This is a genomic window from Paracoccus nototheniae (genome assembly GCF_004335005.1).
Taxonomy (GTDB): Bacteria; Pseudomonadota; Alphaproteobacteria; order Rhodobacterales; family Rhodobacteraceae; genus Paracoccus; species Paracoccus nototheniae.
The window spans coordinates 1-10,909 of sequence record NZ_RQRT01000095.1 but is presented as its reverse complement, the minus strand read 5'-3'; the positions used below and the strand labels follow the sequence as shown (position 1 = coordinate 10,909).

The following is a 10,909-nucleotide window of genomic DNA, read 5'->3' as shown; positions in this document are numbered from 1 at the left end:
AAGACACTCGACCAGCAGATTGCAACGGCTGAATCCAAGCTCGCCTTGCTCAGATCCAAGAAGAAAGCCACCGACACCCGCGTCAAGATCATCGTCGGGGCTGTCGTCGTGAAGGCGGCACTGGAAAGCCCGGACGCTGCCGCAAAGCTGTCAGGCCTGCTGCGCGACCGGGTGACACGCGACCTCGATGTGAAAGACATTCAGCAGCTCCTGGCCAGCCTCGACAAGAAGGCCGCGCGCAATGGCTGATCCAAGAAACCCTGCCGCAGCCCCCACGCCCCAGGACGAGATGCTGGAAGCTCTGGTCTCCGTCACCGCAGAGAACACCACCACGCTGATCGACGTGCAGCATCAGGCCGCAGCAACAGCGGCCTCCGTGAAGGATGCCCGCACCTACATGGCCACGGTCGTCAAGAACACGGACTGGGAGACCAACGGCAAGAAGATCGCGGCCATTCTGGACAACGCATTGCGGGAGGATCGCGCCGCCCTGCACGCAGTTGTCGACGCCGCACGCGAGATGCGTGGGAAGTCTGTCGAGATCACCCACAGGGCTGGTGACGCCGCTGTGGCACAGAAGGATGCCAGCAAGGCCTTCCACAGCGCCGCAGAGCGGCTCCTGAGGCTCATGGAGGCCCATCAGCAGGGTCGGTGGCGCAGACTGGGCATCATGGCCCTTATAGGGGCTCTCTGTGGCGCTGTAGGTTTCTTTGCCCGCGAGCCGGCGACCAGGTTCCAGCATCTTTGGGATGCAGGGGTCGCGCTGAAGGTCGATGCTGCCGATAGGGACTGTGAAACCCTCGGCGGGGAAACCCTGCCGTCCGGTGAGCGATGGGCCTGTGTCATCTGGCAGGACGCAGCTCAGTGAGCCTGATTGAGATGGGTTCGGAACGAACCCGTGGTCGAGCATCGGACCAAGCCGAAGGGCGATGCGTGGGATGAGGGCTACTGGCCCTGTTCTCGGCATTGCGACAGGGCCGCCAGGCGGGCCGGATGAGGGCACAAACAGGTCTCTTCAACCCAAAAATCAGAAGCAAAATGGGCGAAGCCCCTTCTTGTTCTTCTTAGTTCTATAGTTCAGGCGGAAATATTTATTTAAAAACAAATTCTTACAAGGCTATCGGTAACATATGGGGCCGCTTAAGTAACATATGGGGCCGCTTAAGTAACATATGGGGCCGCTATTGCTCATTGACAGGTAACGTTAAGGGTATGTTTAATGTTACCTATGGGAAAGACAATTCAGGTTGCCGCGGATCGCGCGTTCGACAAGACAAAAACCGTGCTTCCTGCCGAGGTCGCGCGCGGGATCTACATGCAAAATCCGCCAGGATTGGCGGCTCTCAAGCTGATGCATGTTCTGATTGGACAAGCTGGCGGTAGAATGGGCGAAGATGTCGAGCATCGCGTCAGCTTGTCTGATGTTCGTGCGATCGAGGGATTGCGGCACCATGATCGTGCTAGCCTCACACCGCTATTCGCAGAGTTGCAGGCGGCGGTCCTCGTAAACGATGATGTTGAACGCAAGCGTCTGACTATCGGCGGGCTACTTGATTTGGCCGAGGTTGATTACCGGGATGAGGCGTCCGGAGATCTAGTCATAAGCTGGTACTTCTCGCGCATGTTTACCCGTGTCGCAGCAGCCTCTGATCATTGGGCTATCCTAGACCGGCAAACTGCATTTCGGCTTAAAAGCCGTTATTCAATGCTTCTCTTCCAGTATATTTCCAGCCTCGTAAAACAAGCTCATGTGACCCGGAAAGTCTTTACCGTGGATGAGCTTCGCGCCGTGCTTGGAGTGGGATCGGGAAAGCTGGAGCGGTTCGCAAACCTCAACGCTCGCGCCATCCAGCCTGCGATAGAGGAAATCAGCACTGAATCCCGGTTTGTTTTGACGGCCACTCCGCGCAAGAGTGGACGCACGATCACCAGCATCGAAATTTCTTGGTCTGAAAAGACAGGAGAGGAACGCCAGTCGCTCAAAGTCGAAATGGATAAACACAGCATTGGACGGAAAGCGCGCCGGGAAGGAACAGCAGAGGTTATGGCAGTTGCATTTCCAGAAACTGGCAGCATCGCTTACTCGCCTTACTGGATGGATCGAAAGCGCGCGGCAGGCTGCAACGCGGATAACGCCAAGATCGCGACTGATTTCCGAAGATTCTGCCGCGAAAAGGGCATTCGGTTGGATGCGGCAGGCATCACAAGGACATTCATTGATTACTGTAGCAAGATCGGTATGTTACCCTAACAATGTTAGGATATTAAACAGGCGATGTTACCCCATGAAACTGAGCGCTAGCGAAGCTGCAAGACGGACGGGAAAAAGTGTCCCGACGATCACTAGGGCCATAAAATCAGGTAAAATTTCAGCAGAAAAGTCTGGCTCGGGGGGGTACCAGATCGATCCTGCGGAGCTTTTCCGCGCCTTCCCTGCTGTAACAAAACATAACGCTGAAACCCCGCCAATGTTAGAGTCTGAAACCCCACACCTCAACCCTTCTGAAACCCCTCTGTTACAGGAAAAAATAGGCAGTCTGGAAGCTGCACTGGCTGATGCAAAGGCAGAGCGGGATGAGTGGCGCGATCAGGCTAAACGGCTGGCAATGGCTCTGCCTCCCCCGACCTCAGAAGGCGGAGTCACGCAGAGGCAAGGAATGTGGGCCCGTTTGTTAGGAAAGACTAACAAAGCTTGATTTTCGTCCGCTTTATGTTACATGTAACAAAAAAGGGAGTGCATTATGCCCACCACCGTTTCACAACGCGTCCAAAAGCGTCGGAATGCTTTGCGCGCTGCCGGGTTACGTCCTGTGCAGATTTGGGTTCCCGACACGCGACGCCCCGGCTTTGCCGAGGAGTGCCGCAGGCAATCCGCCTTGGTTGCCGCCTCTGACTTGCGAGATCCAGAGTTCGACATGTTTTTGGAGGAAGCCGCTGCCAGCACAGAAGGCTGGGAATGAGGCGGGGTGATCTTGTGACAATCTCGTTGCAGGGCGATTATGGGAAACCACGCCCTGCACTCGTCGTCCAATCTGATATCTTTTCTGATGCCCGTTCGAAGACGGTCCTGCCCTTGACATCGACCCTAATCGACGCTCCACTGATCCGGGTCCAGATCGAACCAACATCAGAAAACAGGCTACGTGCGTCTTCCCATGTCATGATTGACAAGGCTGCCACCCTACCCGTCGATAAGCTGGGGCCTGCCTTCGGCACTGTCGATGATGCCACTATGCTAACCGTGAACCGCGCACTGGCTTTGTTCTTAGGCTTGGCGGGATGAAAAACGCATCCTGCGCAATCCCGTCACTACTCTGAGTGCTATGAATCTATCCGGCCAGTCGCCACACCTCTACACATGGCGGGGTCAGCGAGGAGGAGCTTCAGTCGCTTTCTGAAGAGGTGTTTGATCTGAATGCCCGATACGATATCGGTGGTCTATTGGTTATTGGAGAGGAAGATTTTCTCGTCATTCTTGAGGGTGATCCCATCGTGGTGACGACATTTCTCATAAAAAATGCGAAAGATCCTCGCCATCACAGTCTTAATATTCTTCTTGCTGGTTCGACAAAGGGTCGTGTTTTCCAAGGCTGGAAGGTTCGCGAGCTGAAAGAAGGAGAGCCGGATAAAATATTTTCCGAAATAGGCATAAAAATTTCTGAATTGAACCATAAGGAAATTGAGAAACCTCGGCTGGAAAGGATCATTCTTGACCTTTCAAAGGCAATATAAAAAGGCCCCTCTTGGCAGAGGGGAATAAATATTTTTGCTGTCAAAACAGGCAGCATCTGCGACAGTGTGCGTTATGAGAAACCATGATTTCCGGGACATGTTTCTGGCAGCGGGCGTGCCAGAAGATCAGATAGAAGATGTGCTTGAGTATTTCCGCGCCTTTGGCGGCGCGGCCAAAATCATATCCGTGACCGACTATGAAATTTCCCTGTCTACCCGTGCTGTGATGGAGGAACGACTGGATGCGGATGACGTTCATAGCCCTGCCGCTCGCTATCTGATCGCTCTCGTTGAGCGGATAGCGGATTGGGAAGACCAAGCCTCCTAATTCAACCTCCGGCCTGCCCTCTTCGCGAGAATGGGCATTACAGCCGATGCTGCACCGTGCCTGGCTCTACCGCGAGCTGCCGTCTGGCGACGACGCGGGGGGTGGCCATGGCACTGATCCGGTCGTCTCACCCTCCGGCCTTCCCTTTCTGCAAAAATCAACAACTCTGTTCACTCACATGCCTGTTCAGGTGATAAGGGGCTTATGAACAGCGATGAATCCCGGGCGATGTTTCTGTTGGCGGGCCTGACAGAGGCTCAGATCGACATGGTGATGGATTATTTCCTCACCTTCCGCGAGGCGCCCCAGATCACCTCCCGGAGCGATTTTGAGACGGCCATGGCCATCTACGCGGTGATGGATGGCGGCCTGAACCCTGCCGACCTCCACAGCCCTGCGGCGCGCTATACGATCTCCCTTGGCACCCAGATCACGGCCTGGGAAGATCAGGCGACCTGACGCCCCTCGCTCAACTCCCGGCTGCGATCTGGCGGATATCGGGTGTTATGCGCCGGATCCGGGGGAGGGGCGGGGATCAGCCGGGGGTTGTGGGGTGGTTCAGCTGTTCGAGGAGCAGTTTCGAGGCTCTGAAATGCAGGATGCGCTTGCTCGCCACCGCCACGGGCGCCCCGGTTCTGGGGTCGCGCCCCATGCGGGCCTTCCGGACCTTGCTTGAGAAATTTCCGAACCCCCGGACCTCGACCCTCTGACCTTGGGCGAGGCTGTCCATGATCTTACTGAGGATCGCGTTGAGCGCAGCTCCCACCACGGGTCGGGGCAGATGCGGGTGGCTCTGAGCAAGTTTCCCGACCAGTTCCGAGCGGATCATAAGAAAATTCCTTATTTTTGAAAGGATATGAACAGGCATTTCAAGCTTGGCCAGCCGGTATCCTGTCCCGTCGGACTTTTCAGTCCGCGAGCTGCATCCGGATTTCGACGTCTGAGTTTAAGTCTTCATCAGACGCAGGGCCAAGGCCACCTTGGCCTCGACCATTCGCTCGATGTCTTCATCGAGCTTGGGTCCGTTCTTTTTGGCCTTCCGATGCTGACTCTCGATCTGCTTGTGGTCCAGGAAGAGCCAGGTTGGCTTTTGCGGTTTAGCGGTGAGACGTCCTTTTCTTGCGAGTCTCATGGTAACCCTCGTGGTTTATGTAAACCCCAATGCTCTCATCGCCCCTGTCTTGCTGTCAAATTGTTCAAAAACCTGCGGCGAGTTTGGTCACCTCTGGATCGGACGGACGCCAAGACGCACCCGTTGCTCGATCGTTGTACTTTGGCGCCTTATCTGAAGCCCAGCAGCTAGAATTGGCACTTAACAACCGATGCTCGTCACCCCCTCCCCAAAGCCCATCCTCCTATGGAAAATACCATGAGGCCGAGGATGGTAAAGGAAATCGCGGTGAAGATCACCCACTGGATTTTAGTTATGGAGACAGTCTTCTCCTGATAGACAGGGCCACGAAAATAAGAAAGCCAAGAAAGAATTGCTGCTGGTCCGAGTATTAAAATGGCGGCAATCGCAAGCCAATCTCCCCAAATTTTTTTATTTCCAATCAGTCCGTACCTCCATATCATTATAAAAAACAATGTAGCGATGGTGTGGAAAATAGCTTGCTTGATGCCCGACCTATTCCTGTTATTTTGGAATTTATAATGATTCTCTGCAGAAGATTGTTTGGAATAACCTTTACTTCGTGCATTTTTCGGCAGCATTTTCATCCTCCCTTTCACATCAGAGCATGCCACTGATACTATGAAAATTAACCTATCCTGAAAGCACTTGTTCGCCAAGGACAATGGCATGCCTACACCCGCTATGTATTTATATTTCTGCAAACGGATGTCGCACGGCACGATAATGTTCCGGTTTTGTAGGTTGGAAAATCTGGAAACCCTGAAGGGATCAGTTTCTCCGCGCAGGGGGATCTATCCAGATCCCGCCATCTGCACTGAGGTTGAGTACAGCGTGGGGCATGCGAAGGCCCCGGCATCATTTGATGCCGAGGCCCCCTTCGCCCTGACGTGGGCTGCGCACGTGCTCGTGCGGCAACTGCCCCGGCGTGACCCGTGACAGTTTGGGCCACGCCCCTGATGGAGCTGGGGCCGCGCCTTGACGGGGTTTTTGGCCGTGTAAGCCGGGCACTCGCCGTCTAACCCCAGATGTTTCGCGGTGAACATGGAAAGCCGCAGGGTGCATCCTAACCCTATCTCATCAAGCCTTGACTTGCTGACATATCATAAGCGTCTGTTCCTGACGCCCCGCTTCATGCTCAGTATGCAGAATGACCAATAACTCACCTTGGACGATTGCCATAGGAGCCTCGGGCGGCGAGGGTCTTGAACTGGCCCCCATTTCGACCGGACACTTGGGCATAGCCATGGAGGCTTAGGCATATGCCTGAGCACGTGCTTATGTCTGAGATTGAGATCATCACTGATGGCGGTCGTCGGCGCCGCTGGACCGCTGCCGAGAAGCTGCGGATCGTCGAGGAGACGCTGGAACATCAAGCCAGCATTTCCATCGTTGCGCGGCGCAATGGCGTTGCACCCAACCTGTTGTATCGTTGGCGCAGGCTCATGCTCGAAGGGGGGAGTGTCGCTGTGACCGAGGATGATGACGTCACCAGCAACAAAGTCGTGCGGCAACTCGAGGATCGCATTCGCGAACTTGAACGGCATCTTGGCCGCAAGACGCTTGAGGCCGAGATCCTGCGCGAGGCCCTGAACAAGTCACGCTCAAAAAAACTGACCTTGCACGCGCGGTCTCCGCTGACGGACGGTTTCCGGTGAAGGTCGTGGCAGAAACCTTTGGTGTGGCCCGCTCGAACCTGATCGATCGCCTAAGGGGCAAGACGAAACCGCGTCGACGTTACCATAAAGCGCAGGACGCGGAGCTGGCGCCGCGGATCGCCGCGCTGGTGACGGCCAGGCCGACCTATGGCTACCGTCGCATTACTGCGATCCTGAACCGCCAGCTGCGGTCTGAAAGCCTGGCACCGGTCAATCACAAGCGGGTCTACCGGATCATGCAGGCCCATAGCCTGCTGCTGGCGCGGAAATATACGGAGCGTCCCGAGCATGTTCACGACGGCAAGGTCATCGTCATGCGCTCTAACCTGCGGTGGTGTTCGGACGGCTTCGAGTTCACCTGCTGGAACGGCGATATCATCCGCGGTGCCTTCATCATCGATGCCCACGACCGCGACATCATGCTCGAGGCCGTCGAGCGTCGCTTCGGGACATACCGTTCGCCTGCGGTCGTCGAAATGCTTACCGACAACGGCTCACCTTACATTGCCAGGGACACGCAGATCTTCGCCCGCCAGCTTGGTCTGAAGCCTTGCTTCACCCCGGTCCGGAGCCCTCAGAGCAATGGCATGTCAGAGGCATTCGTGAAGACGCTCAAGCGCGACTACGTCCAGGTGACGCCGTTACCAGACGCCCAAACCGTTCTCGGATTGATCGGAGGCTGGATCGAGGACTACAACGACAATCACCCGCATTCAGGGCTGAAGATGCGCTCACCCCGCGAGTTCATTGCAGCTCAAACCGTAACCGCCTGAGTGTCCGGTGAAACGGGGGCAAGAACAGGTCTGCGGAACCTGTGTGAGCTCGTGAACGAGTGGGATGATCTTGACGCCGCGGTGCTGATCGTCCTCCACCGGCCATGGGCGGCGGTTAGCCATCTGCGGGAGGTGCTGCAACGCTCCAGCCGTATGCCTGTCAGCATTGCCGGTGAAGGGCAGTCCCTTAGGCCGGGCTGCGTCTATATCGGAGAGCCCGACAACCACCTGACGATGATCTCAAGCGCGCATGGCTCTCTAACCTTCGATCCGGCACGGATTCATGGCAACCGCACGGTCGATTTGCTGTTCCGGTCCTTAGCCGTGTTCGGCGCCCCTCATGTCATCGGTATCGTGCTGGAGGGCTCACTTGATGACGGCTCTCGCGGTCTGGCGGCCATCCACGATGCAGGAGGCTGCACCATGGTCATCACGCCGTCCGCAGGCCCTCCCGGCATGCCACAAAACGCGATCCACTATGATGGGCCGATCGACGTGATCGGGGACATCCCGACCATCGCACGGGCCGTTGAAGCCGCTGTGTCGTAGCGCGCCGGTCCAATAAGTCCTGCTCTTGTGCACTAAGTAGGTTGCTTAGAAGGCAGAAAGTCTTTTGCTTGGCCATGAGCAAACCTGCATGGCCGCATTGAGCTAGCTTTCCTACCGTTCGGGCTGGAGCAAGGCAGGGTCAACCGCCGCTCACAGTGGTCATGCAGAACGCCCAGTCCAAGGAGCGCGCCAAGCGCGGCAATAAGGATCACCAGACCATCCCGGACCATCAGCCCCAAGCCCATAAGGGCGATGGCACCCATGGGGATGGAGGAGGCAAAGGGAAGAAGCTCCAGCGGCGGAACAGCGGTGCAGAGAAGGATGCAGAGCAGCGCCACGACGCGCAGGCCAACCGCTCCGGAAAAGCGTGGGAACCTATGAGCCGTGCTCTTGGCAAAGAACGTGCTATGCTGGCTCGTCAGAGGGCGGAAAGACCGAGGACTGACGGCAGCTAGTAGACATTCTGACGGAGACCCTTCCCAGAGCGAATACGAGGACGGACCATGAATTTCTCAACAATCAGTGATCTCCATCAGTCTAACGATCAGGCAGAGCAAGAGCAGGGTCCACAGGTTCAGCAGCTAATGCAGGACATGAGTCAACTAAAACATCATGAGATAGAAAATAATGCGCAGCTTGCCCGGATTGAGCTGAAGCTGGACGAAGTTCTCGACCTGCTGCGTCAAAGCCGGTGATCTGCTATAGTCGAGGTTCAGGAGGTGCCAAAATGCCCGCTCTGAAAACTGACCGGCAGAAGCCCGCGCCCCGCATAGTTCGCAGCTTTCTGTTGGAAAGAATGGACGCGAAAACTGCGCGGAGCAAAGCAGCAAAAATCGAATACATGATCGAGGTTAAGGTGGCTCAGGCGCTTCGTATTCTACGGTGGTAACCCCGCATCCTTGGCGCAGCGATTTTAATATGGAAGACATTTTATGGGAGATGATCCTAAGTGCACGATTGATGATGCCAGATGATTCATCTGCTGAACGTCTTGTTGAAGGCGTGTTGCATCAGGCGACCTTTCAAGCTGAAAATGATTTACTCACGGGTGATGTGAGGGAGCATCTAAACATGCTGTTAAATGAAGAATATCGCTTTCGCGGAAATCTGTATCTTCAGTAACCAGCAGTATTCGGTCCCGCCGCCCGCTCGGATCAGAGCGGGCTGTAGGGCGGCGGGGCGGGTTACCGCCCGTAATCGTAATCGTCGCCTCTGTCTCTCTCCCGACCCTCTCCCGCCGCTCGACAAGCTCACGCTCTCGGGCTCCAAGCGGACTTTCGTTGTGTTCATACATGCCATCGTCTTCTCACCTTTCATGGCTCGGCCCTTCGCGCTCAGCGACCTGCTGCCGTTCCAACGCGCGCTCCTGCTCCAGCACATGCTCCCTTTCCCGGTCCTGCTGGGTGAGGGCATGCCCTGCGCGATCGACGTTGCGCTCGATCTCCACGCCACGATCCTCACCACGCCCCGCCCGCGCGGCCTGTAACCGCTCAAGGGCGGTTTGTGGGGTATCGACGGCCCCACGCGATACACGAGCGGCCTGAAGCCGCTCCAGCGCCGTCTCCGGAGCACGGGTGAGGCCAAGCGCCGCCGTGCGCTCCTGCACCCGGTCCAGGGTCCGCTCCAACCAGTCGCGGGCCTGCGTCCGGAACTCGCGGGCCACCTCGCGGACCTGAAGGCCGATCTCGCGGACTTCCTGCCAACGATCGGAGGCCGGTGTGGCGATCCCGCGCCGCATCATGCTCCAGCCCCGGGCGCCGACATCGGGCAAGGGTGGGCGGTCCAGTTCCACCGCCCGCGCCATCTCCGCGACATGGGCGCGCTCGTCGCCGTTGCGCTCGGCCGCAGAGGCCCGCGTAAGCGCTTCCTCGCGCTGCGCCTCCAGAGTGCGGTGATCGACCCGCTCATGGACGTTGCAGCGCTCAAGCGTCTGGTTGACGTGCTCGGCCCAGGACGACCGCCAGTCCACCAGCAGCTCCTTGGCGTTCCAGTCGCGGTTCTTGGCCCCAAATCCCTTGGGGCCGATCTCGCGGGTGGTCAGCATGATGTGGGCATGATGGTTGCGCTGGTCCCCTTCACGCCCCGGGGCGTGAAGGGCGATGTCAGCGACCATCCCCCGGGCGACGAACTGCGCCTGGACGAACCCGCGCACCAGATCGCGGTTTTGTTCCAGCGTCAGCTCGGACGGCAGGGCGACGCGCACCTCGCGGCTGACCTGCGCATCCTTGCGGCGCTCGATCAGTTCGACGGCGTTCCACAGCGCAGAGCGATCCCGCGCCCAATCAGGCGCATGCGCGGGGGCGAGGATCTCGGTATGCTCGACACCGTGCTTGCGGGTGTAGTCGTGCACCTCGCCGGTGCGACGATCCACGACACGCTCGGCGGCACGATACGCACTTGCGGCGGTCGCGGACCGCCCCTTGCTGCGGGAGATCATTGAGGCGTCAAAATGATAAATCGCCATGATCGCCCTCCTGGCTTGGTTTCGAAAGGATGCGCAGCGGTCCTTCGCTCACACGTCGCTTGCGACGTATAGGTGAGCACTTCGTGTCAGGCCAGTGTTTACCACCAGCGTCAGAATTGCTACCCATCGCACAACCAGAGGGACATAAACCATGAAGACACTCGACCAGCAGATTGCAACGGCTGAATCCAAGCTCGCCTTGCTCAGATCCAAGAAGAAAGCCACCGACACCCGCGTCAAGATCATCGTCGGGGCTGTCGTCGTGAAGGCGGC

Annotated in this window: 18 protein-coding genes; 13 read left to right on the top strand and 5 right to left on the bottom strand. The window is 57.3% G+C overall.

All coding sequences use genetic code 11. The annotated features are described in order from the left end of the window. The 9 genes from EG885_RS22875 to EG885_RS20370 form a co-directional block, all read left to right on the top strand. Positions 1-249 (top strand): hypothetical protein (locus tag EG885_RS22875; RefSeq protein WP_165571238.1); only part of this gene is annotated, 249 nt, incomplete at its 5' end. A 40-nt stretch (positions 250-289) separates the two neighbouring features. Beyond that, positions 290-868 carry a hypothetical protein gene (locus EG885_RS20405; RefSeq protein WP_131578328.1) on the top strand — a complete coding sequence of 193 codons (579 nt, stop codon included), beginning with the start codon at positions 290-292 and terminating at the stop codon, positions 866-868. Between the two features lie 360 nt (positions 869-1,228). After that, positions 1,229-2,251 (top strand): replication initiation protein, encoded by a 1,023-nt coding sequence (locus tag EG885_RS20400; RefSeq protein WP_131578325.1) that lies wholly within the window; start codon positions 1,229-1,231, stop codon positions 2,249-2,251. A gap of 34 nt (positions 2,252-2,285) precedes the next feature. After that, on the top strand, positions 2,286-2,696 hold the full coding sequence (locus EG885_RS20395) for a hypothetical protein (protein WP_131578321.1): 411 nt from the start codon (positions 2,286-2,288) through the stop codon (positions 2,694-2,696). A 45-nt stretch (positions 2,697-2,741) separates the two neighbouring features. Beyond that, positions 2,742-2,960, top strand: a complete 219-nt coding sequence (locus EG885_RS20390; RefSeq protein WP_131578316.1) for an antitoxin MazE family protein — start codon at positions 2,742-2,744, stop codon at positions 2,958-2,960. Continuing rightward, positions 2,957-3,283: a type II toxin-antitoxin system PemK/MazF family toxin gene (locus tag EG885_RS20385; protein ID WP_131578313.1), complete on the top strand. Its 327-nt coding sequence runs from the start codon at positions 2,957-2,959 to the stop codon at positions 3,281-3,283. The genes EG885_RS20390 and EG885_RS20385 overlap by 4 nt, the downstream gene beginning before the upstream one ends. Before the next feature lie 44 nt (positions 3,284-3,327). After that, entirely contained in the window at positions 3,328-3,732 is a 405-nt protein-coding gene (locus EG885_RS20380; protein WP_131578310.1) for a BLUF domain-containing protein, read from the top strand. A 97-nt stretch (positions 3,733-3,829) separates the two neighbouring features. Further along, a complete protein-coding gene (locus EG885_RS20375; protein ID WP_131578309.1) occupies positions 3,830-4,060 on the top strand; it encodes a hypothetical protein in 231 nt (76 codons plus the stop codon). 204 nt (positions 4,061-4,264) lie between these two features. Next, complete coding sequence (locus EG885_RS20370; RefSeq protein ID WP_131578307.1) at positions 4,265-4,519, top strand: hypothetical protein; 255 nt, start codon at positions 4,265-4,267, stop codon at positions 4,517-4,519. Between the two features lie 76 nt (positions 4,520-4,595). On the opposite strand, the gene EG885_RS20365 is transcribed toward EG885_RS20370, so the two are convergent. From EG885_RS20365 to EG885_RS20355, 3 genes are all read right to left on the bottom strand, one after another. Further along, complete coding sequence (locus EG885_RS20365; RefSeq protein ID WP_131578305.1) at positions 4,596-4,889, bottom strand: HU family DNA-binding protein; 294 nt, start codon at positions 4,887-4,889, stop codon at positions 4,596-4,598. Positions 4,890-5,006: 117 nt separating this feature from the next. Next, the gene (locus tag EG885_RS20360) at positions 5,007-5,192 is read right to left on the bottom strand and encodes a hypothetical protein (protein WP_131578303.1); all 186 of its coding nucleotides are present in this window, start codon (positions 5,190-5,192) and stop codon (positions 5,007-5,009) included. A 197-nt stretch (positions 5,193-5,389) separates the two neighbouring features. Further along, positions 5,390-5,779, bottom strand: coding sequence for a hypothetical protein (locus EG885_RS20355; protein WP_131578301.1), 390 nt, complete (start codon positions 5,777-5,779; stop codon positions 5,390-5,392). Positions 5,780-6,454: 675 nt separating this feature from the next. On the opposite strand from EG885_RS20355, the gene EG885_RS20350 reads away from it, so the two are divergent. Both EG885_RS20350 and EG885_RS20345 read left to right on the top strand, forming a co-directional pair. After that, a protein-coding gene (locus tag EG885_RS20350) for an IS3 family transposase (protein WP_131578299.1) occupies positions 6,455-7,623 on the top strand; the annotation gives its coding sequence in 2 pieces (ribosomal slippage) (positions 6,455-6,797 and positions 6,797-7,623; 1,170 coding nt in all). Further along, positions 7,624-8,172, top strand: coding sequence for a chemotaxis protein CheB (locus EG885_RS20345; RefSeq protein WP_131578297.1), 549 nt, complete (start codon positions 7,624-7,626; stop codon positions 8,170-8,172). A gap of 32 nt (positions 8,173-8,204) precedes the next feature. Here the strand turns inward: EG885_RS20345 and EG885_RS20340 are convergent, their stop codons facing one another. Then, the gene (locus EG885_RS20340) at positions 8,205-8,594 is read right to left on the bottom strand and encodes an exopolysaccharide biosynthesis protein (RefSeq protein WP_278248499.1); all 390 of its coding nucleotides are present in this window, start codon (positions 8,592-8,594) and stop codon (positions 8,205-8,207) included. Between the two features lie 81 nt (positions 8,595-8,675). Here EG885_RS20340 and EG885_RS20335 point away from each other — a divergent pair, with 81 nt between their 5' ends. Both EG885_RS20335 and EG885_RS20330 read left to right on the top strand, forming a co-directional pair. Further along, complete coding sequence (locus EG885_RS20335; protein ID WP_131578295.1) at positions 8,676-8,867, top strand: hypothetical protein; 192 nt, start codon at positions 8,676-8,678, stop codon at positions 8,865-8,867. A 223-nt stretch (positions 8,868-9,090) separates the two neighbouring features. Next, a complete protein-coding gene (locus EG885_RS20330; RefSeq protein WP_131578293.1) occupies positions 9,091-9,294 on the top strand; it encodes a hypothetical protein in 204 nt (67 codons plus the stop codon). Positions 9,295-9,478: 184 nt separating this feature from the next. On the opposite strand, the gene mobQ is transcribed toward EG885_RS20330, so the two are convergent. Beyond that, complete coding sequence (gene mobQ / locus EG885_RS20325) at positions 9,479-10,636, bottom strand: MobQ family relaxase (protein WP_131578291.1); 1,158 nt, start codon at positions 10,634-10,636, stop codon at positions 9,479-9,481. Positions 10,637-10,909 lie beyond the last annotated feature (273 nt).